Raw genomic sequence first — 24,262 nt, 5'->3', positions numbered from 1 at the left:
ATGATCCAATCCAAGCGCTTCGACCCCTTGCTGAAACGAGCCCAGGACCACGAAGACGAGGTCGCCCGCGACCTGGCCGAGCGCCAGCGTGCGCTCGACACGCATGTGTCGCGCCTGGATGAGCTGCGCCGTTATGCCGAGGAGTACGCCGGTGCCCAGATGTCGGCCACCAGCCCGGCCCAGCTGATGAACCGCCGCGCCTTCCTGGATCGCCTGGACAGTGCGGTCGCCCAGCAGCGCCAGACCGTGGACAACAACCGCGAGAAGGTGGACGCCGAGCGCGCCCGCCTGTTGCTGGCCAGCCGTGACAAGCAGGTGCTGGAACAGCTCGCCGCCAGCTACCGCGCGCAGGAGAAGGTGGTCACCGACCGCCGCGACCAGCGCGAGATGGACGACCTCGGCGCCCGCCGCTCGCGCCAGGCGCAGCGCGAAGACAGCGAGAACGGAGGCACCCCGTGATGCCCCCCGCCCTGCTCGGCGGCGCCGCATCCGCACAGAATGCGGGCGGCACCTCGGCCAGCCCCCGCGCGGACAGCGCCAGCGGCACCGACCGTCGGGACTTTGACGCGCTGCTCAAGCCGGGCAATGAGGCACCGCGCAACGACACGCCGCGCAGGTCGGGCAGCAGCCGCGATGCGGCCAAGAGCACCACCACTACCACCACTCCGCCCGGCCAGGACAAGGACGCAGCGACGCGCCCCTCCACGCCCGGCGCCAAGAAGGCCGACGACAAGGTCGCCACCACCGATGCCACTGCCACAGCACCGGCCACGGCGGAGAAGCCGGCCGCCGAACCGGCCGACGACACCGAAGCCGCATGGCCACCGCTGGGGCTGGCCGGGCTCGCATTGAACGGTCTGCCGGTACCGGCGCCCCCGCCGGTCATGCCCGTCACACCCGTGGCGACCGGCGCCGCCGCGGGCGCCAATGCGGCCCAGCCGGCCTTGGCCACCGCAGCCCCGGACGCCAACACCACCACCCCGGCGCTGGCCGCCGCGCCATCCACCGACGGCAGCATCGCCCTGCCCGCCTTGGCCACCGACGCCGCGCCGGCCGACGATGCCCCGCTGCTCAAGACCTTCACGGACGCCTTGAACGCGGCCACCAACGACGTCCCCGATGCCCCTGCCAGCCCGCTGCTGCATGCGCTGCAGGGCATGACCGAGGCCAAGCCCACGGTGGCGAGCCTGTTCACCGGCTCACCTACCGCCACCCCGCACCTGGGGGGTGAGGATTTCGACGATGCCGTCGGCGCGCGCGTCGGTTGGCTGGCGGACCAGAAGATCGGCCACGCCCACATCAAGATCACCCCGAACGACCTCGGTCCGATCGAGGTGCGCCTGCAGCTGGACGGCGACAAGGTCCATGCGACCTTCACCAGCGCCCACGCCGACGTGCGCCATGCACTGGAAAGCAGCCTGCCGCGCCTGCGCGACCTGCTTGGCGAGCAGGGCTTCCAGCTTGGCAATGCCGATGTAGGCCACGAGCAGAACGCGCCCGATGGCGGACGTGGCGATGGCCGCGGCGGAATGAACGGCGACGACGGAGAACCGGCGCTGGCCGACACCACGCTGTCGCCTTCGCAGTTGATCCGCCAGCGCGGCCTGGTCGACGCCTACGCGTGATCGCACGCGGCGGCGCGGGCCCAACCGCGCCGCCAGAAACCCGACACGCGTCATCTTCAGCATTCAGGCACGACCTTTGCATGTAGGCAGGAAGCAATCCTCTGGAGCTTCCCCTCGTGGCCGCAGCCGCCGATAAAACCAAGAAATCCGCCGACAAGGACAAGACCGCCAAGCCGCGCAGTCCGCTCCTGGTCACCGCCCTGGTCGCGGTGCTCGCCGCTGGCGCCGCCGGCGGCGGGGTCTGGTACTTCACCCAGTCCAAGCACGATGACAAGGCCGCCAAGCCGGCCGCCAGCAAATCCGCGGTGCCTGCCCCGGCCCAGTACTTCGGCCTTGAGCCACCGTTCGTGGTCAACCTCAACAGCAGCTTCGACGGCCCGCGCTACCTGCAGGTCGAAGTGCAGCTGATGAGCCGCGACCCGGCCGCGATGGAGGCGATCAAGCTGCATGCGCCGGCCATCCGCGCCAAGCTGCTGATGCTGTTCTCCCAGGTCGAGCCGAGCGACATCGCCGACCGCGCCGGCAAAGAGCGCCTGCAGGCCAGCTCGCTGGCTGAAGTGCAGAAGCTGCTCAAGGCCGAGACCGGCAAGCCCGGTGCCGACGAATTGCTGTTCACCAGTTTCGTGACCCAGTAAGGGCGACCATGAATGACCTGCTTTCCCAGGACGAGATCGATGCCCTGCTGCATGGCGTGGACTCCGGTGCGGTCGAGACCGACATCGATGCGCCCACGCCCGGCGAGGCGCGCTCGTACGATTTCGCCAGTCAGGACCGCATCATCCGCGGCCGCATGCCGACCCTGGAAATGGTCAATGAGCGCTTCGCGCGCCTGTGGCGCATCGGCCTGTTCAACCTGATCCGCCGCTCGGCCGAGCTCTCCGTGCGGGGCATCGAGCTGATCAAGTTCAACGACTACATGCACTCGCTGTACGTGCCGACCAACCTCAACCTGATCCGCTTCAAGCCCCTGCGCGGGACCGGGCTGATCGTGTTCGAGCCGACGCTGGTGTTCGCGATCGTGGACAACTTCTTCGGCGGTGATGGGCGCTACCCGACCCGCATCGAAGGCCGCGAGTTCACCGCCACCGAGATGCGCGTGATTCACCTGCTGCTCAAGCAGACCTTCGCCGATCTGCAGGAAGCCTGGGCGCCGGTGATGGATGTGGAGCTGGAGTACATCAACTCCGAGATCAATCCGCACTTCGCCAACATCGTGACGCCGCGCGAGTACGTGGTGGTGTGCCGCCTGCATGTCGAGCTTGACGGGGGTGGCGGCGACATCCACGTCACCCTGCCCTACTCGATGCTCGAGCCGATCCGTGAGCTGCTTGACGCGGGCATCCAGAGCGACCGCAACGACCGCGACGCCAGCTGGGGCGTGATGCTGCGCGAGCAACTCAACATCGCCGAGGTCACGCTCTCCACCGTCCTGGCCACCAAACGCATGAGCCTGCGCGACCTGACCAAGCTGAAGATCGGCGACGTGCTGCCCATCGAGCTGCCCAAGCAGGTGCCGGTGTGCGTGGAAAACGTGCCGGTGTTCACCGGCGAGTTCGGCGTCGCCAACGGCTTCAACGCGGTGAAGATCACCGCCACCCATCCCCCGGGCACCCGCCCACGCGTTCCCGTACTGCAGGAAGACCCGCAATGAACGATATCGAATCCAACGCGCCGGCACCGGCGCAGTTCACCCAGCTGCAGTCCGATGACACCACGGTCGGCGACGAGCTCAACCTGGATGTGATCCTGGATGTGCCAGTGACGCTGTCGCTGGAAGTGGGCCGCGCCCGCCTGCCGATCCGCAACCTGCTGCAGCTCAACCAGGGCTCGGTGGTGGAACTGGAGCGCGGTGCCGGCGAATCGCTTGACGTGTTCGTCAACGGCACCCTGATCGCCCATGGCGAGGTGGTGGTGATCAACGACCGCTTCGGCGTGCGCCTGACCGACGTGGTCAGCCCGAGCGAACGGATCCGGAGACTGCGTTGAGTGCCGGGCTGCTGATCGCGGCCGGCGCCTCGACCGTCAAGGTCGGCCAGCATGCCGCCGCTGCACCGGGCATGTTCGGTGCGGTGCTGGCACTGCTCGGCGTGCTGGCGTTGATCATCGGGCTGGGCTGGCTGCTCAAGCGCATGCCCGGCAGCGGCTTCCGCCCGGCCGAAGGGCTGCGCGTGGTCGCCAGCCTGACCGTCGGCGCGAAAGAGCGCGTGGTGGTGGTCGAGGTCAATGGCACCCAGCTGCTGCTGGGTGTCACTGCCGGCGGCATCAACACGTTGCATCAGCTGCCCGAACCCCTGCCGGCCCCGACGCCGGCGCGCCTTCCCGATTTCAAACACCTCCCGAATTTCGCCCAGCTGCTGCAACAGCGGCTGCGCAAGGAACCCTGACCATGCGTGGCCCCCGTACTTCCTGGACCCGATACCTGCCGCTGTTGCTCACTGCCCTGCTGTGCGCGCTGCCGGCCCTGGCCTGGGCCGCACCCGGCGTACCGGGTGTGCCGGCGCTGCCGGATGTGAATGTCGGCAAGATCGGCGGGCAGCCGGTCAGCCTGCCGCTGCAGACGTTGCTGCTGATGACGGCGATCACCCTGATTCCGTCGATGCTGCTGGTGCTGACCGCGTTCACCCGCATCATCATCGTGCTGGGCCTGCTGCGCCAGGCGCTGGGCACCGGCCAGACCCCGTCCAACCAGGTGCTGCTCGGCCTGGCGCTGTTCCTCACCGCGATGGTGATGCTGCCGGTGTGGCAGAAGGCGTGGGGCAGCGGCATGGCGCCGTACCTCAATGGCGAGATCGATTTCCAGACCGCCTGGACCCTGACTACCCAGCCGCTGCGCGCCTTCATGCTGGCGCAGATCCGCGAGACCGATCTGATGACCTTTGCCGGCATGGCCGGCCACGGCACCTACGACAGCCCGGATGCCATCCCGTTCCCGATCCTGGTCGCCTCGTTCGTCACCAGCGAGCTCAAGACCGCCTTCGAAATCGGCTTCCTGATCTTCATTCCGTTCGTGATCATCGATCTGGTCGTGGCCAGCGTACTGATGTCGATGGGCATGATGATGCTCTCGCCGATGCTGGTCTCCGCCCCGTTCAAGATCCTGTTGTTCGTGCTGGTGGATGGCTGGGTTCTGGTGGTGGGCACGTTGGCCGCCAGCTTCAATGCGGTCTGACCGCCCCGCCCTGTTGATCGATACGGACCCGAGACTGACATGACGCCCGAACTTGCCCTGACCGAACTGCGTGGTGGCCTGATCACCGTGCTGTGGGTTGCCGGCCCGCTGCTGCTCACCGTGCTGATCGTCGGCGTGGTGGTTGGCGTGGTCCAGGCCGCGACCCAGCTCAACGAACCCACCATCGCCTTCGTCGCCAAGGCCGCGGCATTGACCGTGGTGCTGTTCGCCCTCGGCAGCCTGCTGATCGGCCACCTGGTCGAATACACCACGCTGCTGTTCCAGCGCATTCCGCATCTGATCGGCTGAGGCAGCCGCCGTGGATTCCGCGACCCAGATGGCCGCCGATGGCCTGCAGGCCTTCGGCATGATCGGCACGATCCTGTGGACCATGCTGCGCATCGGCGCGATGCTGATGGCCATGCCGCTGATCGGTACGCGCGCGGTGCCGTCACGGATCCGGGTGCTGCTTGCCGGCGCATTGGCGATCGCGCTGTCGCCGATGCTGCCGCCGGTGCCCGAATGGACCGGCTTCGATGCGGCTACGGTGCTGACCATTGCCCGCGAACTGGCGATCGGTGTCTCGATCGGCTTCGTGCTGCGCCTGGTCTTCGAGGCCGGTGCCATGGCCGGCGAACTGGTCGCCCAGGGCACCGGCCTGGCCTTTGCACAGATGAGCGATCCGCTGCGCGGCGGCAGTTCCGGCGTGATCGGGCAGTGGTTCTATCTGCTGTTCGGCCTGCTGTTCTTCACCGTCAACGGCCACCTGGCGCTGATCTCGCTGTTGATGGACAGCTACAAGGCCTTGCCGATCGGCACCTCGCTGCCCGATCCGCAGGCGTTCCTGAGCATCGCCCCGACGTTCCTGCTGCAGGTGTTCCGTGGCGCGCTCACGCTGGCACTGCCGCTGACCGTGGCGATGCTCGCGATCAACCTGGCCTTCGGCGTGCTGGCCCGTGCAGCGCCTGCGTTGAACCCTATCCAGCTCGGCCTGCCGGTCGCACTGCTGTTGGGCCTGTTCCTGCTGACCGTGCTGGCCGGCGAGATGGGGCCGCCGGTGCAACGCCTGTTCGATGCGGCGTTCGATGCCGCCGACAGTGTCAGCCGTTGACCCGGGACACGCGGCGGGACACCGCGTGCCGCCATGGGTTGGGGGCACCAACGCCACTTGCGGGGCACCGGGGGCCTGACGGTAGTCTTGACCGCTCGGCCGCACATGCCTTTGCAACGCAATGACAGAATCTTCACCGTGTCTTTGCGGTGATGGCCGGGTGTCCTGTCGTATCGCTCAGATGTTGACCAGGGAGAGTGTCTTCCATGCTGATCGGCAGCTATACCCCGTGGTTGGTGGTGATTTCGTTTCTCGTCGCAGTACTGGCCTCCTTCACCGCACTGGATATGTCCAGCCGGGTGACGACCGCCACCACGCGCCGCACCACCTGGTTGTGGTTGGTCGGCGGCGGCTGCGCGATGGGGCTGGGCATCTGGTCGATGCACTTCATCGGCATGCTCGCCTTCCAGTTGCCGATCCCGCTCGGCTATGCGCTTGGCCTGACCACCGTCTCGCTGCTGGCCGCCATGGCCTCCTCCATCTTCGCCCTGTGGCTGGTCTCGCAGCCGACCCTGCCGCACGGGCGGCTGGCGCTTGGCGCCGTGCTGATGGGCAGTGGCATCGCCTCGATGCATTACCTGGGCATGGCCGCGCTGCACATGCAGCCCGGGATCGACTACCACGCCGGCTGGGTGGCGCTGTCGCTGCTGATCGCAGTGGCGGCCTCGTGGACGGCCCTGTTCATTGCCTTCCGCCTGCGCAGCACCCACCGGCGCCTGCGCGACCGCGCCGCACCTGCACTGGTGCTGGGCACCGCGATCGTGGGCATGCATTACACCGGCATGGCCGCCGCCCGCTTTCCGGCGGGCAGCATCTGCGGTGCTGCGGCCGGTGACGGCCTGCAGGCGCAATGGCTGGCACTGGTGGTGCTGGCCCTGACCATCGCGATCCTGGCGGTGGTCTTGATCGTGTCCTGGCTGGACCAGCGCATGGAAGCGCAGCTGCTGCGGCTGCGCAATACCGACCTGAGCAGCTCGCTGGATGATGCGCAGGCGGAGTTGACCCAGGCCGCCCTGCACGATCCCCTGACCCGCCTGCCGAACCGCCGGCTGCTGCAGCAGCGCATCGAGCAGGCCCTGGCCGAGGCCGAACAGCGCGGCAGCCGCTTCGCGGTCATGTTCATGGATCTGGACGGCTTCAAACAGGTCAACGATGCCTACGGCCACCAGACCGGCGATGCGCTGCTGGTGGCCGTCGCCGACCGCACCCGCAAGCTGCTGCGGCCGGCGGACATGCTGGCGCGGCTGGGCGGCGATGAGTTCGTGCTGGTGGTGCCGATCGAGAACGACGAGGACGTGGCGACACTGGCCAGTCGGCTCATCCAGACCGTCGGCAACGAGCCACTGCTGCCGCGCCACGACCTGCAGGTGACCGCCAGCATCGGCATCGCGATCTGCCCGGACCACGCCGCCAGCGAGCGCCAGCTGATGGCCTTCGCCGATGCGGCGATGTACCAGGCCAAGGAAGCCGGTCGCAACGCCTACGTGCTGTTTGCGGACTGGATGAATGACAGCGCCGAGCAGCAGTTCCAGCTGCTGGCCGACCTGCGCCGCGCCATCGGCAGCGAGCAGCTGTTCCTGCACTACCAGCCCAAGACCCGCGTCGCCGGGCAATCCATCAGCGGCGCCGAAGCGTTGATCCGCTGGCGGCATCCGCAACAGGGCCTGATTCCGCCGGACCGTTTCATCCGGCTGGCCGAGCGCAGTGGCGTGATCAACGAGATCGGGCGCTGGGCACTGGATGAAGCCTGCCGCCAGCTGCGCGTGTGGCACGACGCCGGGCATGACGGCTGGACGGTGTCGGTGAATCTCTCGCCGGTCCAGTTCGCCTCGCCCAACCTGCTGAAGGAAGTGCGCGAGGCGCTGCAGACCCATCGTATCGAGCCGCGCCGGCTGATCCTGGAGATCACCGAAAACACGGTGATGCGCGATACCGAGGCCAGCCTGACCCTGTTGCAGGCCATGGCGGCGTTGGGGGTGGGCATCTCCATCGATGACTTCGGTACCGGCTACTCCAGCCTGTTGTATCTCAAGCGCCTGCCCGCCACCGAGATCAAGATCGACCATGCGTTCGTGCGCGACCTGGAAAACAGCTCCGAGGATGTGGTGATCGTCTCGGCGATCGTGGCCCTGGGGCATGCGCTGGACATGGATATCGTCGCCGAGGGGGTCGAGACCGCCGGTCAGCGCGCTTACCTGGAACGGTTGGGCTGCGATTACCTGCAGGGCTATCTGCTGGGTAGACCGGTAGACGCCCAGCGCTTCATGCAGCTGCATGATCTGCCCCGCCCACGGGTGGAAGTGGCGGCAGGCTGGAAGGCGCCCCAACGGCCGGACGCCGCAGCCGGGTGATGCCGGCCCGGTAACCGGCTGGTCACGGAACGGTTCTTGCACGGACCCGGGTATCTCCTCCCGTGTCGTGCCCTGATGTCCGAGAACGAACAAGCCGGCGAAAAGACCGAATTACCCACCGAGAAACGCCTGCGCGATGCCCGGGAACAGGGCAACATCCCGCGCTCGCGGGAGCTGGCGACGGCGGCCGTGTTCGGTGCCGGCGTGCTGGCGCTGATGGCGTTCTCCGGCACCATCGCCCGCAACGCCAAGACCTGGATGCAGTTCGCGCTCAGCCCCGAGCCGGGCCTGCGCCTGCATCGCCAGGCGCTGTTCGGCCACTTCGGCGAGCTGCTGCTGCGCCTGCTGCTGGGCATGTGGCCGCTCGTGGTGATCTGCCTGTTGGCCAGTTTCCTGTCGCCGGTGGTGATGGGCGGGCTGCGCTGGTCGAACAAGTCGCTGATGCCCGATTTCAAGCGGCTCAGCCCGATGGCCGGCATGAAGCGCCTCTACGGGCCTGAAGCGATCGCCGAGTTCACCAAGTCGCTGCTGCGCATCGCCTTCGTCGGCACCGCGGCGGGGCTGGTGGTGTGGCACGGCGTGCGACCGCTGCGCGACCTGCTCAACCAGCCCCTGGAAGCGGCGATGGTGCACGGCCTGGGCTTCACCCTGAAGCTGATGCTGGCCACCGGCGGCGCGATGATGCTGCTGGCCGCCATCGATGCGCCGTACCAGCGCTGGAACTGGATGCGCAAGCTGAAGATGACCCGTGAAGAGCTGCGCCGGGAAATGAAGGAAAGCGAGGGCAGCCCCGAGGTCAAGGGCCGTATCCGCCAGCTGCAGCAGCAGATGTCCAACCGCCGGATGATGGAAGCGGTGCCCACGGCCGATGTCGTGGTGGTCAACCCCACCCACTACGCGGTCGCCCTGAAGTACGAAGGCGGAAAGATGGGCGCGCCTACCGTGGTCGCCCTGGGCGTGGATGAAACCGCCCTGCGCATCCGTGAAGTGGCCGACGGCAACAAGGTCGCCATCGTCTCCGCCCCGCCTTTGGCACGCGCCTTGTATCGGGAAGGTCAACTTGGAAAGGAAATTCCCGTGAGACTGTATTCGGCCGTGGCCCAGGTGCTCTCCTACGTCTACCAGCTGCGCAGTTGGGGGACCGGCCCGATGCCGGCGGCACCGAGCATCGACATCGATGAATTCGGCAAGGGAGGCCGCCCATGAGCGCGCAACCTGCCGGGATGAACGTGCGCCGCGCGCTGGACATGATCCGCCACGGGCTGGGTGCCCCGCTGATCGTGCTGGCCCTGCTGGCCATGGTGGTGGTGCCGCTGGCACCGCCGGTGCTCGATGCGCTGTTCACCTTCAACATCGCCATCTCGCTGATGGTGCTGCTGGCGGTGGTCTACGTGAAGCGCCCGCTGGACTTCACCATCTTCCCGATCGTGCTGCTGGTCACCACGATGCTGCGGCTGGCCTTGAACGTGGCCTCCACCCGTGTGATCCTGCTCAATGGTCAGAACGGCCACGAAGCGGCCGGCAAGGTGATCGCCTCGTTCGGTGAGTTCGTGATCGGCGGCAACTACGCGGTCGGCATCGTGGTGTTCGCGATCCTGACCATCATCAACTTCGTGGTGATCACCAAGGGGGCCGGGCGCGTCTCCGAAGTGACCGCACGCTTCATCCTCGATGCCATGCCCGGCAAGCAGATGGCGATCGACGCCGATCTCAACGCCGGTTTGCTGACGCGTGAAGAGGCCAAGGCCCGTCGTGAGGAGGTCCGCGAGGAAGCCGACTTCTACGGTGCGATGGACGGTGCCAGCAAGTTCATCCGCGGCGATGCGATCGCCGGCATCCTGATCCTGTTCATCAACCTGGTCGGTGGCCTGGCGGTCGGCGTGCTCCAGCACGGCATGCCGTTCGGTGATGCCGCCGCGACCTACACCCTGCTCTCCATCGGTGACGGCCTGGTCGCCCAGCTCCCGGCGCTGCTGGTGTCCTCGGCGGTCGCCATGCTGGTCACCCGCGCCTCGCGCTCGCAGGACATGGCCCAGGCCATGATGGGCCAGGTGTTCGGCCAGTACCGCGCGCTGACCATCGCCGCCGCGATTCTGGCGGTGGTCGGCCTGGTGCCGGGCATGCCCAACGTCGCCTTCTTGACGCTGGCCGCGATCCTCTTCTTCATCGCCTGGAAGGCCTGGAAGAAGAGCACGGCCGAAGCCCGCGCCGCCGAATCTCCCGCCGCCAACCGTTCCGATACCCTCGGCCTGCCCGGCGCGGCGCCCTCGCCCACCGCCGAGCTGACCTGGGATGAGCTGCGCCCGGTCGATCCGCTCGGCCTGGAAGTCGGCTACCGGTTGATTCCGCTGGTGGACAAGAACCAGGGCGGCGAGCTGATGGCGCGGATCAAGGGCGTGCGCCGCAAGCTCACCCACGACATCGGCTTCCTGATTCCCTCCGTGCATATCCGCGACAACCTGGAACTGCCGGCCACCGCGTATCGCCTGCTGATCCACGGCGTGCCGGTGGCCACCGCCGAGATCCACCCCGACCGCGAACTCGCGTTGGACCCGGGCAGCGCCCTGGGCACGCTGGAGGGCATCGCCGGCAAGGATCCTGCCTTCGGGCTGGATGCGACCTGGATCCAGCCACACCAGCGTGCCAATGCCGAATCGATGGGCTACACCGTGGTCGACCCGGCCACCGTGGTCGCCACCCATCTGTCGCACCTGATCCGCGAGCACGCCCCGGAGCTGCTTGGCCATGAAGAAGTGCAGCAGTTGCTGGCCAACCTGGCCAAGAGCGCGCCGAAGCTGGTCGAAGATCTGACACCCAAGTCGCTGCCGCTGTCGGCCGTGGTGCGCGTGCTGCAGAACCTGCTGATCGAGCGCATTCCGATCCGCCAGCTGCGCAAGATCGTTGAATCGCTGGTGGAAAGCGCGCCGACCAGCCAGGACCCGGCCGTGCTCACCGCTGCCGTGCGCAATGCGCTGGGCCGTTTCATCGTGCAGGAGATCGCCGGGATGTCGCCGGAGCTGCCGGTCTTCACCCTCAACCCGCAACTGGAACGCGTCTTGCAGGAGTCCACACAGGGCAACGGCGCCGCGCTGGAACCCGGACTCGCCGAGCGACTGCATCAAAGCCTGGCCGAATGTGTCGGCAAGCAGGAAGCGAAGAACGAGCCGGCGGTCGTGCTGGTGCCCGGCCCGGTACGTGCCGCGCTGGCACGGCTGGTACGCCACAGCGTCCCCTCGCTGTCCGTACTCGCCTACAGCGAGGTGCCCGAGGACAAACGGTTGAAGCTGGTCGGCACGATCAGTTGAGCCGGACACCCGACGGCACCGCGACAGAAAACAGACACCTCATTCGATTTCACCGCAGCAGGAAATAAAGGGACTCCCTGACCGTGCAGACCACCGACAACCAGCGTTTCCCTTCCACCACTCCGCCGCCCCAGTCCCGGTACCACAGCATGAAAATCAAACGCTTCGTCGCCTCCGATATGCGCTCGGCCATGAACCTGGTGCGCAAGGAACACGGGCCGGACGCAGTGATCCTGTCCAACCGCCGGATCGCCGAAGGTGTCGAAATCGTGGCGGCGGCCAACTACGACGAAAGCGCCGTGCAGCGTGCGCTGGAAGCGGCCCGCAAGGATGTCGCGCCGCCGGCACCGCGCCCGCGCAGCGCCGCCGATGCCGTGATTGCCGCGGTGACCCGCCGCAAGGCCCCGGTCGCCACGCCCGAGCCGGTGGCCGCAACCACCTCGGCCGTGGCCGCACTGGCCCGCGCCGCCGTCGGCGCGACCGGTCGCACCCTGGATACCGCCAACGAAATCGTGCCGCCGCCGGGCAGCGACGGTTTCGCTGCCACCCTGGCCCGCGCCAGCGTCAGCCCTGCCGTCAATGAACCGTCGCTGCCGGAGCAGATCTTCGCGCCGTTCAACGTCGAGCAGGCCGCCGCCGCCTCGCCTGCCGCACCGGTAGAGGCCATCGCCGCACCCGCCCCGATCAACCGCGCCCGCTTCGTGATCGATCCGCCACTGGAGGAGACGGACGAGACCGTGCTGCCGGTCGCCGCTGCGCTCGCGCCCTTGCCGATCGTCGCTGCTGCCCTGCCGCCGGCCCTCCCGTTGCCGATCGCCGAGACCGTCATCGCCGCCGCCAATGAACCGGCACCGGTCGTGGCCAGCGTGCCGGAACTGACGGTCATCCAGCGCGATGACGAAGAAATCCGCCAGCTGCGCCATGAAGTGGCCGGCATGCGCCATGTCATCGAGCGCGAGATGCACCGCTTCACCGATGAGCGCCTGCGCGGCTCGCCGGTGCGCGCCGCCGCACTGGACCTGATGGACGAATACGGCTTCGACGCCGGCATCAGCCGCGACGTGGCCATGCAGATTCCGCTGGATACCGAGGCCCACCGTGGCCGCGGCCTGATGCTCGGCCTGCTCTCCAAGAAGCTGCCGATCGCCCCGGTCGATCCGCTGGAAGCCGGCGGCGTGATCGCCCTGGTCGGCCCCACCGGCGCCGGCAAGACCACCACCATCGCCAAGCTGGCCTCGCGTTTCGCCGAGGCGCATGCCGCCCGCGATGTCGCCCTGGTCACCACCGATACCGGCCGCATCGGCGCCCGCGAGCAGCTGTACGGCTTCGGCCGCCAGCTCGGCATCGCCGTCCACGAGGCCAGCAGCGGCAGCGATCTGAACCAGCTGCTGGAACGCCTGAAGGACTACAAGCTGGTCCTGATCGACACCGCCGGCCTGGGCCCGCGCGACCGCGCCCTGGCGGCCCAGCTGCAGTGGCTGCGTGCCGCCGAGCAGATCCGCACCCTGCTGGTGCTGCCGGCCAACACCAGCTTCGGCGACATGGACGAGGTGGTCCGCCGCTTCAGCGCCGCCAACCCGCAGGGCGTGGTGCTGAGCAAGCTGGACGAAACCGGCCGCTTCGGTACCGCCCTGTCGGTGGCCGTGGATCACCGCCTGCCGATCACCTGGGTCACCGATGGCCAGGACGTTCCTGAAGACCTGCACCGTGCCAGTGCGGCCAATCTTGTACTTCGCCTTGAAGATTTGCGCCGCGCGGCCGATATGCCCTGCAACCCGGAGTTGAACCATGCCGTCGCGTGAGTACGCCAAGCTGACCAAGACCTTCCCGTTGTCGGCTACCCGAAGCCAGCCGCTGGGCCCGGTCCGCACCATCGCCGTCACCGGCGGCAAGGGCGGCGTGGGCAAAACGAACGTTTCGGCCAATCTGGCCGTGGCGCTGGCGGACATGGGCAAGCGCACGCTGCTGCTGGATGCCGACCTCGGCCTGGCCAACATCGACGTGATCCTCGGCCTGCAGCCGAAGGTGACCCTGGCCGACCTCGTCGCCGGGCGCTGCACGCTGGAAGAAGTGATCATGGAAGGCCCCGGCGGCGTGCTGGTGGTCCCGGCCGCCTCCGGTCGCCGCCACATGGCCGAGCTGCAGCCGGCCGAGCACGTCGGCCTGGTCAACGTGTTCTCCGAGCTCGAGCGCGAGCTGGACATCATGATCGTGGATACCGCCGCCGGCATCACCGATGGCGTGCTGACCTTCTGCCAGGCCGCACAGGACACCGTGGTGGTGGTCTGCGATGAGCCGGCCTCGATCACCGACGCCTACGCGCTGATCAAGGTCCTCTCGCGCGAGCGCGGCGTGGACCGGATCCAGGTGGTGGCCAACATGGTGCGCGACCCGAACGAAGGCCGCGTGCTGTACGAAAAGCTGAGCCGCGTCTGCGAGAAGTTCCTCGCCGATGTCTCGCTGAACTACCTGGGCTGCGTGCCGCAGGATGACTGGCTGCGCCTGTCGGTGCAGCGCCAGCAGCCGGTGGTGAAGGCCTACCCGTCCAGCCCGGCCGCCCTGGCGCTGACCGAGATCGCGCGCCGCACCGCCCGCTGGCAGGCCCCGACCGAGCCGCGTGGCGGGGTCGAATTCTTCCTGGAACGCATCCTCAAGCAACGCGGGGTGACGGTATGAAGGGCGCAGCACAATACAAAGAAGTCCAGCGGACCGCGGCCAACGAGTGCATTGCCCAGCACTCGGATCTGGTCCGCCGCATCGCCCATCATCTGGCAGCACGTCTGCCAGCCAGCGTGGAGGTCGACGACCTGATCCAGGCCGGCATGATGGGCCTGATCGAGGCCTCGCGCAGCTACGACGCCGACCAGGGCGCCTCGTTCGAAACCTACGCCTCGATCCGCATCCGCGGTTCGATGATCGATGAAATCCGCCGTGGCGACTGGGTGCCGCGCTCGGTGCACCGCCGCGCCCGGGATGCCGCCGCGACCATCCGTCGCCTGGAGCAGAGCACCGGCCGTGCCGCCAGCGCCACCGAAGTGGCCGCCGCGATGGACATGCCGCTGCCGGATTACCTGCGCCTGATGGAAGACGCCTCGCGGGGCCAGGTGCTGAGCCTGGAATCGCGGATCGAGGACCAGGGCGAGCTGGACACCGTCGCCCAGGGCGGCCCGACCCCGCAGCAGGTGCTGGAACGCGGCGAGTTCGGGCGTGAGCTGGGCAACGCGATCGGCCTGCTGCCCGAGCGCGAACAGCTGGTGCTGTCGCTGTACTACGAGCAGGAACTGAACCTGAAAGAGATCGGCGCCGTGTTGGGTGTCAGCGAATCGCGCGTGTGCCAGATCCATGGCCAGGCCGTGCTGCGCCTGCGGGGCCGGCTGAAGATCTTCGAGGCGGCAGACGCCGGCCTCGAGAACCATTGAAATCGAGGAAAGTGCTTTGAACAAGAACATGCGTATCCTGATCGTCGACGACTTCTCGACCATGCGTCGTATCGTCAAGAACCTGCTGGGCGATCTGGGCTTCACCAATACGGCCGAAGCCGAGGACGGGCATGCCGCGCTGGCGCTGTTGCAGAGCCAGCCGTTCGATTTCGTGGTCACCGACTGGAACATGCCGGTCATGACCGGCATCGACCTGCTCAAGGCCGTGCGTGCCGACGCCAAGCTCAAGACGCTGCCGGTGCTGATGGTGACCGCGGAAGCCAAGCGCGAGCAGATCATTGAAGCGGCGCAGGCCGGCGTGAACGGGTACATCATCAAGCCGTTCACCGCCCAGACCCTGGAAGAAAAGCTCGGCAAGATCTTCGAACGCCTGGCGGCGAGCGCCTGATGGAAACCCTGAGCGACAAATCCGCGCTGGTGCAGCGCCTGCAGGATGCCCTGGCCGCGCTGGAAAGCGGTGACGAAGCCGGTTGGCGCCGGGAAATCGACGCCCTCGCCGCGCTGCGCACGCAGCCGATGATGGCCGGCCTGAACCGCCTGGCCCGCGAGCTCGGCCAGGCCTTGGGCGAACTGCCCAGCCTGCCCAGCGAAGCCGGCGAGCTGGATGACGCCTGCGCGCGCCTGGACCACGTGGTGGCGATGACCGAACAGGCCACCCACCGCACGCTGGACCTGGCCGAAGAATGTCGCTCGCTCACCGAACAGCTGCGCGCCAACGGGTTGACGCCCGACCAGGGCCAGCAACTGGACCGGATCCGCCACAACCTCACCGAAATCGCGCTGACCCAGAGCTACCAGGACCTGACCGGGCAGATCATCCGCCGCGTGGTCGGGATCGTGCGTCGCGTGCATGAGGGCTTCGGTGCGCTCGGCCTGCCCCCGCAGGAAGACGAGAACAAGCGCGACAACAACGGCCTGGCCGGCCCGGCCCTGAAGGGCCTGGATCGCCATGCGGTGTCACAGAACGACGCCGACGACCTGCTCTCGGACCTGGGACTGTAACGATCATGAGTGCTGTGCCAGACGATATCGCTGCCGACTTCATCCTCGAGGCCCAGGAAATCCTGGATCGCCTCGGCGAACAGCTGGTGTCGCTGGAGCAGGCGCCCCAGGATGCCGACCAGCTCAACGCCGTGTTCCGTGGCTTCCACACGCTCAAGGGCGGTGCCGGCTTCCTCGGCATCCAGGCGATGGTCGAGCTGTGCCACGCCGCCGAGGAAACCCTCGGCATGGCCCGCTCCGGCCAGGCCACGCTGCAGGCCCACCACTTCGATGCGGCCCAGCAATCGCTGGATTACCTGCAGTCGATGCTGGATTCGGTCTCGGCCGGGACCGAGCCGGGCTACGCCCCGCCGGAGCTGATCGCCCAGTTCGACGTCAGCGGGCCGGCCACGCCGGCGCCGGCGGCTGCCACCACGGCCAGCGGCGGCGAGATGATCACCGATGATGAGTTCGAGGCGCTGCTCGACCAGTTGCATGGCGGTGCCGCACCGACCGCCATCGCGGCCCCGAAGAAAGATGACGGCCTGATCGGCGAGGACGAGTTCGAAGCCCTGCTGGACCAGCTGCACGGTGGCGCTGTTCCCGGCGCCAAGGCCGGTGCCGCCGCGCCGGTGGCTGCACCGCGCGCCGTGGCTGCGCCGGCCGCACCGGGCGCCAAGCCGGCCCCGGCCAAACCGGTCGCCGAAGCCGAACACACCGTGCGCGTGGACACCAAGCGCCTGGATGCGATCGTCAACCTGATCGGCGAGCTGGTGCTCTCACGCAACCGGCTCAAGACCCTGCGTGCGCGCCTGCACGATGAAGAGCTCGACCGTGCGGTCTCCACGTTGGACATCGCCACCGCCCGCCTGCAGTCGGCGGTCATGCGCACCCGCATGCAGCCGGTCGGCAAGGTGTTCTCGCGCTTCCCCAAGGTGGCGCGCGATGTCGCGCGCTCGCTGAAGAAGGAGGTCGAACTTGAGCTGATCGGTGCGGAAACCGAGCTGGACCGCAACCTGGTCGAAGCGCTGGCCGATCCTCTGGTCCATCTGGTCCGCAACGCGATCGACCACGGCGTGGAAATGCCGGACCTGCGCGAGGCCCAGGGCAAGCCGCGCAGTGGCCACGTGCGCCTGTCCGCGCAGCAGGAAGGCGACTACGTCAGCATCGAAGTGCAGGACGACGGCGCGGGTATCGACCCCGAACGCCTGCGCCAGAAGGCACGCGAGAAGGGCTTGATCGATCCGGAAGCCGCTGCCCGCCTGAGCAGCGAGGAATGCCTGCACCTGGTGTTCCTGCCCGGTTTCTCGACCAAGCAGCAGGTCACCGACATCTCCGGCCGCGGCGTGGGCATGGACGTGGTCCAGTCCCGCATCCGCGAGCTCAGCGGCCAGATCCAGATCCAATCCGAGCTGGGCCGCGGCAGCCGCTTCATGATCCGCGTGCCGCTGACCCTGGCGATCCTGCCGACCCTGCTGGTGCAGGCCGGCGAAGACGTCTACGCCCTGCCCCTGGCCCGCGTGATGGAGGTGCTGCATGCCCCCAACACCTCCCTGGGCTGGTTCGACGGCCGCGCCGTGCTGGACCGCAAATCGCACACGCTGGCGCTGGTCGATCTGCGCCACTGGCTCGATGTCGAGCCGATGCCGTCCTCGCTGCTGACCATCGTCGTACTGCAGGCCGGTGAAGCCCGCTTCGGCCTGGTGGTGGACCAGGTGCGCGGCCGCGAGGAGGTCGTGATCAAGCCGCTTCCGAAAGCCCTGCGCGGGTTGCGTGGCTATGCCGGCGCCACCCTCATCGGTGACGGCCGCATGGCGCTGATCCTGGACGTGGACGGGCTGCGTACCCACCACGATTGACCGCGTGAAAGTGTGACCGCCGCATCACTGGATTCCTTCGGCGTCTCAAGTCCCATTCACACAAGCCGATAACGGACCCATGGACAGACTCAGCCTCATTGGACTTTTCCTCGCGTTGGCCTCACTGGTCGGCGGCAGCATCCTCAAGGGGGCCGGTCTGGCGTCGCTGTGGTCGCCGGCCGCCTTCGTGATCGTCATCGTCGGTACCATCGCCTCGATCCTGCTGCATACCTCGCCGGCCGTGTTCAAGCACGCCTTCAAGATCGTGAAGTGGGTGATCCTGCCGCCGAGCAGCGACCGCCGCCACCTGATCCAGCAGATAGTGGAGTGGAGCAACATCGCCCGCCGCCAGGGCCTGCTCGGTCTGGAAGCGCAGGTCGACGCCCAGGACGATCCGTTCCTGCGCAAGGGGCTGCAGTTGCTGGTGGACGGCGTGGAGCCGGAGACCATCCGGCACATGATGGAGATCGAGCTGAGCAGCCAGGAGAGCCAGGACCTGGCCGCGTCCAAAGTGTTCGAGGGCATGGGCATCTATGCGCCGACGCTGGGCATCATCGGCGCGGTGCTCGGCCTGATCGCGGTGATGAAGAATCTTGCCGACCCGAGCAAGCTCGGCCACGGCATCGCGGCGGCGTTCACCGCCACCATCTACGGCATCGCCTCGGCCAACCTGCTGTTCCTGCCGGTCTCGGCCAAGCTCAAGAGCGTGATCCACCACAACAGCCGCGACCGCGAAATGATCATCGAAGGGCTGATCTCCATCGCCCAGGGTGAGAACCCGCGCAACATCGAAACCAACCTGTCCGGGTTCCTGCACTGACATGGCCCGCCGCAAGCACCACGAAGAACATGCCAACCATGAGGCCTGGGCGATCCCTTACGCCGACCTCATGACGCTGCTGCTCGCCTTCTTCGTGGTGATGTACGCCATCTCCTCGCTCAACGAGGGCAAATACCGGATCATGGCCGACGCGCTGACCACCGCCTTCGGTGGCGCGCCGCGCACCATCAACCCGGTGCAGGTCGGCAACCAGCAGGTCCAGGGGGGCGGCTGGGACAGCCCCTCGGTGATCAGGGCCGGGACCAAGATCGGCCCCTCCGCCCCCGCCCCCAGCAACGACCCGACCCTGCTGCCGGCGATGGCCTCGCAGATGCGCATGCCGGTCTCGATCCGCAACCAGGAACAGCTGCAGCGCGCCGAGCGCCAGCTCAACGGCATCGCCGACAAGCTCACCGCCACGCTGGCGCCGCTGATCGAACGCGGCATGATCACCGTGCGTCGCACCGAGCTGTGGATCGAAGTGGAGATCAACAGCGACATCCTGTTCCCGACCGGCTCGGCCACGCTGGATGTGCAAGCGCGCGACACCCTCTCCAAGCTGGCCGTAGTGCTGCGTGATGCACCCAACGGCGTGCGCGTGGAAGGCCACACCGACAACATCCCGATCGCCACCTCGCTGTTCCCCTCCAACTGGGAGCTGTCGGCTGGGCGCGCGGCCAGCGTGGTGCACCTGTTCGCCGATCAGGGCCTGCAGCCGGCACGGCTGGCGATGGTTGGCTATGGCCAGTTCCGCCCGCGCGAAGACAATGCCAGCGCCGAAGGCCGCAACCGCAACCGGCGGGTGATGGTGATCATCCTGGCCGATACCGCGCAGAGCATCGATCCGATCACCGACCGGCTCAGCGCCGATGCCGACGCCGCCGATGCGGCCAAGGCACCGGCCGCCAGCACCCCTGTTACCCCCATCGCACCGGTGCAGTTGCCACCGGTGCCGGCCGGCAGCCGCGTTGGCGCCGCCGTTCCGCCCGCAATGAAGGAGTGAACCGCATGCGTATCTGGGCTGTTGCCAATCAGAAAGGCGGGGTGGGCAAGACCACCACAACGCTCGCGCTCGGCCGCGGCTTGGCTACGCAGGGCCACCGCGTGCTGTTGATCGATCTGGATCCGCATTCGTCGCTGACCCGCGCCTTCGGCGTGCCGCTGGATCCGCCGCCGCAGGGCGTGCTGGAACTGTTCGCCGCGCCACCGGCCGAGCTCTCCACCCTCGCCCACCACAGCGACATCCCGGGCTTGGACTACGTCTGCGCGCAGGCCGCGCTGGCCACGCTGGAGCGCCGCAGCGCGAACCAGCCCGGCCTCGGCCTGGCCCTGCAGAATGCGTTGGGCCGCCATCAGGGACAGCACGATTACATCCTGCTCGACTGCGCGCCCACCCTGGGCCTGTTGATGATCAACGCACTGGCCGCAGCCGACCGCCTGATCATCCCCACCCAGGCCGAGCCGCTGGCCCTGCACGGCCTGGATGGCATGGTCCGCACCGGCGAAATGGTCGAGCGCTCGCGCCGCCGCCCGCTGCCGATGTCGATCCTGCCGACCCTGTTCGACCGGCGCACCCGCGCTGGCAACGAAACCGTCAAGCTGATGCAGGACAAGCACGGCCACCGCGTCTGGGAAGACGCGATCCCGGTCGACACCCGGATCTGCAACGCCGCCAGCCTCACCGTGCCACCGCAATCGGAGGACTACCCCGGGCGTGGCCTGGCCGCCTACCGCCGCGCCCTGGAATGGATCCTGGCCGACGATGCGCAGCAGATGGAGCGCGCGGCATGAACACCGCCGGCGTCCTGGACGACTACCTGGAGCAGCTGCTCGGCGACGCGATGCCGGCGCCGACAGAGGCGCCGGTGCCGGTCGCAGTGGCCGAGGTGGTGGATGCTCTCGCCGCAACCGAAGCCATCGAAGCAGGGGACGCCGGGTCTGCCACCGTCGACGTGGGCGTCACCGAAGCAGCTTCGGCGGCCGAATCAATTGCTGTCGCGCCGGGCTTCGACGACCTGCTCGATGAACTGCGCAACGACCCCCTCCTCAGCGGCGCGATGCCTGCACCCGTGGACGAAGCCCGCCCCAGCTGGGACGACCTGCCGCCCGAGGTCGTCTACGAAATAGATCCCGTGGCCACAGGTGCCGACGCGCCCGCAACAGCCCCCGCCCCGGCACCGATCGCGGCGGTGCCAAGCGCCCGCGCACCGATCGCCCGGCCGATGCCCTCCATGACGCCGATGCCGCCGATGCCGGCCGCCACCAGCGTCCGCGCCGGCAGCCCTTCGCTGGCACAGAGCCGCCCCGGCAGCTGGGAGGAACTACAACGCCAGGCACGTGACCCGGCCTCCAGCCCGCGCGAGAACCGTCGCGCCAGCGAACGCACCTCCCGCTGGCTGCGCCTGCGCTGCGGCGCCCAGGCCTACGCGCTGGAACTGCTCAAGGTCCAGGAAGTGGTCCTGCCGGTGCCGTTGCTGCCGCTGCGCGGCACCTCGCCGGCAATGCTGGGCATCATGAACCTGCGCGGCCAGGTGGTGCCGGTGATGGACCTGGGCATCCACCTGGGCAGCAGCGCCGCCGGTAACGACGCCAATACCCGCATCGTGGTGCTGGAAGAGAACGGCGAGACCATGGGCCTGCGCGTCTCGGCCGTGGAGGATGTCGCCAACCTCACCGATTCGCAGATCGAGCCCCCCGATACCGCCCGCATCTGCCAGATCTCCAACGACCTCTTCCGCGGCGTGGCCCGCGGTGGCGCCCAGCCGATGATCCTGCTGGATGCGACGCAGCTGCTGAACTGACCGCCGGAACGGCTAAAGCTTCCCGGGTTATTGCCGTTATAGACCACGGAACCGTTTGTCCGGAGCAATGATGAGCACTGTGGCCCTGGGTGATGATCTCGGCATCGAGACCAGCACCGAGCTGAAAACACGTTTGGCCCCCCTGGTGGATCAGGCCGGCGATCTGACGCTGGATGCCAGCCAGGTCGGCCGTATCCATACCGCCTCGGTGCAGGTGCTGTGCGCATTCGTCGAGGCCCGCCGCAAGGCCGGGCATCCCACCGGATTCCACGGTTGCACCGCAACCTTCCGTGATGCCGCGCGTCTGCTCGGCGTCACCCAGGCCCTCGGCCTGGATGCACCCCATGACAACCTGAAATCTGTGGAGAACGCTGCATGAGCGCACGTATCTTGGTGGTGGACGATTCGGCGTCGATGCGCCAGATGGTCTCTTTCGCCCTCACCTCGGCCGGCTTTTCCGTCGAGGAAGCCGAAGACGGCGCGGTCGCCCTCGGTCGTGCCAAGGGCCAACGCTTCAACGCGGTGGTCACCGACGTCAACATGCCCAACATGGATGGCATCGCGCTGATCCGTGAGCTGCGCCAGCTGCCGGACTACAAGTTCACGCCGATGCTGATGCTGACCACCGAATCGGCCGCGGACAAGAAGTCCGAAGGCAAGGCCGCCGGCGCGACCGGCTGGCTGGTCAAGCCGTTCAACCCGGAACAGCTGGTCGCCACCGTCCAGAAAGTCCTGGGCTGATCCCGCTTCACCCTTCCCTCCCCTCGCACCTGGACACCCCGCACCATGAGCATGGATCTGCAACGTTTCCACGCCACCTTCTTCGAAGAAAGCCGCGAGGGGCTGGATGCGATGGAAGCTGGCCTGCTGGCGCTCGAATCGGGCCAGCAGGACCCGGAGATCATCAACTCGGTGTTCCGTGCCGCGCATTCGATCAAGGGCGGCGCCGGCACCTTCGGCTTCGACGCGATCGCCGCGTTGACCCACGTACTGGAAACGCTGCTGGACGAACTGCGTGCCGGCAAGCGGGCGCTGGAGCCGGCCGCGGTTGATGCGATGCTGGCGTCGGTGGACGTGCTGCGCGCCCTGCTGCGCGAAGCCGAACACGGCCAGGCCGCAGATCCGCACGCGGTCGCCGAGGTCAAGGCGCGCCTGGAAGCGGTGCTGTCCGGCCAGGCCGCTGCTGCGGCACCGGTCGCCGCCGCCAAGGTCGATGACACCCCGGAGGCGTGGCAGATCGGTTTCGTGCCGGCGCCGTCGCTGTTCATGAGCGGCAACGACCCGCTGCGCATCATCCGCGAGCTCGAGCACCTGGGCTCGCTGCAGGTCGCCGCACGCCTGGATCGCCTGCCCGGCTTCGACCAGCTCGATCCGCTCGAAGCGCACCTGGCGTGGGACCTCGGCCTGGTCGGCAAGGTACCGCGCAGCAAGATCGAAGATACCTTCGCCTGGGTCGTGGACGACTGCGAACTGGACATCCGTCCGGCCGCACCGCCGAGCCTGGCCACCAGCGCGCCGGTCGAGGCCAAACCCGCCGTCGTCGCCCCCGCGGCTGCGGCCGCACCGCCCGCCGCCGCTCATGAAGCCGAGACCTCGATCCGCGTCAGCGTGGACAAGGTCGATGCGCTGATCAATCTGGTCGGCGAACTGGTCATCACCCAGGCCATGCTCAAGCAGGTCTCGCACGCGCTGGATCCGGCGCAGGCCGAGCAGCTGCTGACCGGCCTGGATCTGCTGGAACGCAATACACGCGATCTGCAGGAAGCGGTCATCGGCGTGCGCATGCTGCCGGTGGACGCGGTGTTCCGCCGCTTCCCGCGCCTGGTCCGCGATCTGTCCTCGCGCCTGGGCAAGCACGTGCGCCTGCGCACCATCGGCGAAGGCACCGAGCTGGACAAGGGCCTGATCGAGAAGATCGCCGATCCGCTCGTGCACCTGGTCCGCAACTCGATCGACCACGGCCTGGAGATGCCGGACGTGCGTCGCGAAGCGGGCAAGGACGAAACCGGTACGATCACCTTGGCGGCCTCGCATCAGGGCGGCCACATCGTGATCGAAGTCAGCGATGACGGCCGCGGCCTGAACCGCGACAAGATCCTGTCCAAGGCGCTCGAACGCGGCCTGAGCGTGCCGGACAACCCCACCGACGCGCAGGTCTGGGATCTCATCTTCCAGCCGGGCTTCTCCACCGCCGATGCCGTCACGGATCTGTCCGGTCGTGGCGTCGGCATGGATGTGGTCCGCCGCAACATCCAGGCGCTGGGTGGCGAAGTACAGCTGGAAAGCCAGGCCGGCAACGGCACCCGCGTGCTGATCCGCCTGCCGCTGACGTTGGCGATCCTGGATGGCATGACCGTCTCGGTGGCCGGCGAAACGTTGATCCTGCCCCTGGCCTATGTGCTCGAAGCCCTGCAGCCGCAGGCCGACGATGTGCGCACCATGGCTGGCGAAGGCCGGGTGCTGCGGGTGCGTGGCGAATACCTGCCGATCCTCTCGCTCAGCGAGTACTACGGCTACGGTGGCCGTGCCATGGACGATCCGCTGGTGGTGGTCGTCGAGGGCGACGGCCAGAAGATCGCGCTGGAAGTAGACGAACTGGTCGGCCAGCAGCAGGTCGTGGTCAAGAACATCGAGAACAACTACCGCCGTATCAGCGGGGTTTCCGGTGCGACCATCCTCGGCGACGGCCGGGTCGCGCTGATCGTCGACATCGGCGGCCTGGTGCGGTCGCTCAAGGTGCCACAGGCCGCATAACGCGCCTACAGCATGCTGTCCCCGACGCCGCCGCTCCCCCGGGAGC

24 protein-coding genes and 1 pseudogene are annotated in these 24,262 nt (G+C 67.8%); all 25 read left to right on the top strand.

From position 1 onward, the window contains the following. The 25 genes and pseudogenes from fliJ (at window position 1) to QMX81_RS05410 (ending at window position 24,216) form a co-directional block, all read left to right on the top strand. Window positions 1–459, top strand: coding sequence for a flagellar export protein FliJ (fliJ, locus tag QMX81_RS05530; RefSeq protein ID WP_179458999.1), 459 nt, complete (start codon window positions 1–3; stop codon window positions 457–459). Next, on the top strand, window positions 459–1,625 hold the full coding sequence (locus QMX81_RS05525; RefSeq protein ID WP_282259518.1) for a flagellar hook-length control protein FliK: 1,167 nt from the start codon (window positions 459–461) through the stop codon (window positions 1,623–1,625). The genes fliJ and QMX81_RS05525 overlap by 1 nt, the downstream gene beginning before the upstream one ends. Window positions 1,626–1,741: 116 nt before the next feature. Continuing rightward, the gene (locus QMX81_RS05520; protein ID WP_121036740.1) at window positions 1,742–2,260 is read left to right on the top strand and encodes a flagellar basal body-associated FliL family protein; all 519 of its coding nucleotides are present in this window, start codon (window positions 1,742–1,744) and stop codon (window positions 2,258–2,260) included. Window positions 2,261–2,268: 8 nt separating this feature from the next. Next, window positions 2,269–3,276 (top strand): flagellar motor switch protein FliM, encoded by a 1,008-nt coding sequence (gene fliM / locus QMX81_RS05515; protein WP_121036739.1) that lies wholly within the window; start codon window positions 2,269–2,271, stop codon window positions 3,274–3,276. Beyond that, complete coding sequence (gene fliN / locus QMX81_RS05510) at window positions 3,273–3,611, top strand: flagellar motor switch protein FliN (RefSeq protein WP_121036738.1); 339 nt, start codon at window positions 3,273–3,275, stop codon at window positions 3,609–3,611. Before fliM ends, fliN begins: the two co-directional genes overlap by 4 nt. Continuing rightward, window positions 3,608–4,009 (top strand): flagellar biosynthetic protein FliO, encoded by a 402-nt coding sequence (gene fliO, locus QMX81_RS05505; RefSeq protein ID WP_121036737.1) that lies wholly within the window; start codon window positions 3,608–3,610, stop codon window positions 4,007–4,009. The genes fliN and fliO overlap by 4 nt, the downstream gene beginning before the upstream one ends. Window positions 4,010–4,011: 2 nt before the next feature. After that, the gene (gene fliP, locus QMX81_RS05500) at window positions 4,012–4,794 is read left to right on the top strand and encodes a flagellar type III secretion system pore protein FliP (protein WP_121036736.1); all 783 of its coding nucleotides are present in this window, start codon (window positions 4,012–4,014) and stop codon (window positions 4,792–4,794) included. A gap of 39 nt (window positions 4,795–4,833) precedes the next feature. Beyond that, complete coding sequence (locus tag QMX81_RS05495; protein WP_019184809.1) at window positions 4,834–5,103, top strand: flagellar biosynthetic protein FliQ; 270 nt, start codon at window positions 4,834–4,836, stop codon at window positions 5,101–5,103. A 10-nt stretch (window positions 5,104–5,113) separates the two neighbouring features. Then, on the top strand, window positions 5,114–5,905 hold the full coding sequence (gene fliR, locus QMX81_RS05490; protein WP_121036735.1) for a flagellar biosynthetic protein FliR: 792 nt from the start codon (window positions 5,114–5,116) through the stop codon (window positions 5,903–5,905). Window positions 5,906–6,111: 206 nt separating this feature from the next. Next, window positions 6,112–8,256 carry a bifunctional diguanylate cyclase/phosphodiesterase gene (locus tag QMX81_RS05485; protein WP_282259516.1) on the top strand — a complete coding sequence of 715 codons (2,145 nt, stop codon included), beginning with the start codon at window positions 6,112–6,114 and terminating at the stop codon, window positions 8,254–8,256. A 75-nt stretch (window positions 8,257–8,331) separates the two neighbouring features. After that, window positions 8,332–9,462 carry a flagellar biosynthesis protein FlhB gene (flhB, locus tag QMX81_RS05480; RefSeq protein ID WP_282259434.1) on the top strand — a complete coding sequence of 377 codons (1,131 nt, stop codon included), beginning with the start codon at window positions 8,332–8,334 and terminating at the stop codon, window positions 9,460–9,462. A gap of 17 nt (window positions 9,463–9,479) precedes the next feature. Beyond that, window positions 9,480–11,561: a flagellar biosynthesis protein FlhA gene (gene flhA / locus QMX81_RS05475; RefSeq protein WP_282259514.1), complete on the top strand. Its 2,082-nt coding sequence runs from the start codon at window positions 9,480–9,482 to the stop codon at window positions 11,559–11,561. 149 nt (window positions 11,562–11,710) lie between these two features. Continuing rightward, window positions 11,711–13,363: a flagellar biosynthesis protein FlhF gene (gene flhF, locus QMX81_RS05470; RefSeq protein WP_282259433.1), complete on the top strand. Its 1,653-nt coding sequence runs from the start codon at window positions 11,711–11,713 to the stop codon at window positions 13,361–13,363. Beyond that, the gene (locus QMX81_RS05465) at window positions 13,350–14,237 is read left to right on the top strand and encodes a MinD/ParA family protein (RefSeq protein ID WP_019182906.1); all 888 of its coding nucleotides are present in this window, start codon (window positions 13,350–13,352) and stop codon (window positions 14,235–14,237) included. The genes flhF and QMX81_RS05465 overlap by 14 nt, the downstream gene beginning before the upstream one ends. Continuing rightward, a complete protein-coding gene (locus QMX81_RS05460; protein ID WP_019182907.1) occupies window positions 14,234–14,980 on the top strand; it encodes an RNA polymerase sigma factor FliA in 747 nt (248 codons plus the stop codon). The genes QMX81_RS05465 and QMX81_RS05460 overlap by 4 nt, the downstream gene beginning before the upstream one ends. Before the next feature lie 16 nt (window positions 14,981–14,996). Further along, window positions 14,997–15,389 carry a chemotaxis response regulator CheY gene (gene cheY, locus QMX81_RS05455; protein WP_179459007.1) on the top strand — a complete coding sequence of 131 codons (393 nt, stop codon included), beginning with the start codon at window positions 14,997–14,999 and terminating at the stop codon, window positions 15,387–15,389. Next, a complete protein-coding gene (locus QMX81_RS05450) occupies window positions 15,389–16,003 on the top strand; it encodes a protein phosphatase CheZ (RefSeq protein ID WP_121036727.1) in 615 nt (204 codons plus the stop codon). The genes cheY and QMX81_RS05450 overlap by 1 nt, the downstream gene beginning before the upstream one ends. 5 nt (window positions 16,004–16,008) lie before the next feature. Then, window positions 16,009–17,841: a chemotaxis protein CheA gene (locus tag QMX81_RS05445; RefSeq protein ID WP_121036726.1), complete on the top strand. Its 1,833-nt coding sequence runs from the start codon at window positions 16,009–16,011 to the stop codon at window positions 17,839–17,841. A gap of 79 nt (window positions 17,842–17,920) precedes the next feature. Then, complete coding sequence (locus QMX81_RS05440) at window positions 17,921–18,661, top strand: flagellar motor protein (RefSeq protein ID WP_121036725.1); 741 nt, start codon at window positions 17,921–17,923, stop codon at window positions 18,659–18,661. Between the two features lies 1 nt (window position 18,662). Continuing rightward, window positions 18,663–19,508, top strand: a pseudogene (gene motD, locus QMX81_RS05435) (flagellar motor protein MotD); the annotation flags it as partial. 161 nt (window positions 19,509–19,669) lie between these two features. After that, complete coding sequence (locus QMX81_RS05430) at window positions 19,670–20,452, top strand: ParA family protein (RefSeq protein ID WP_088435041.1); 783 nt, start codon at window positions 19,670–19,672, stop codon at window positions 20,450–20,452. After that, a complete protein-coding gene (locus tag QMX81_RS05425) occupies window positions 20,449–21,462 on the top strand; it encodes a chemotaxis protein CheW (RefSeq protein WP_282259425.1) in 1,014 nt (337 codons plus the stop codon). Before QMX81_RS05430 ends, QMX81_RS05425 begins: the two co-directional genes overlap by 4 nt. Window positions 21,463–21,532: 70 nt before the next feature. Then, on the top strand, window positions 21,533–21,841 hold the full coding sequence (locus QMX81_RS05420) for an STAS domain-containing protein (RefSeq protein WP_121036722.1): 309 nt from the start codon (window positions 21,533–21,535) through the stop codon (window positions 21,839–21,841). Further along, window positions 21,838–22,203 carry a response regulator gene (locus QMX81_RS05415; protein WP_088435039.1) on the top strand — a complete coding sequence of 122 codons (366 nt, stop codon included), beginning with the start codon at window positions 21,838–21,840 and terminating at the stop codon, window positions 22,201–22,203. Before QMX81_RS05420 ends, QMX81_RS05415 begins: the two co-directional genes overlap by 4 nt. Window positions 22,204–22,248: 45 nt before the next feature. Beyond that, entirely contained in the window at window positions 22,249–24,216 is a 1,968-nt protein-coding gene (locus QMX81_RS05410; RefSeq protein WP_282259418.1) for a chemotaxis protein CheA, read from the top strand. Window positions 24,217–24,262: the final 46 nt, after the last annotated feature.

The organism is Stenotrophomonas sp. PS02301 (genome assembly GCF_029959485.1).
Taxonomy (GTDB): Bacteria; Pseudomonadota; Gammaproteobacteria; order Xanthomonadales; family Xanthomonadaceae; genus Stenotrophomonas; species Stenotrophomonas maltophilia_Z.
Note: the sequence above shows the minus strand (reverse complement) of the source record. Positions and strands in the feature narration are given on the sequence as shown.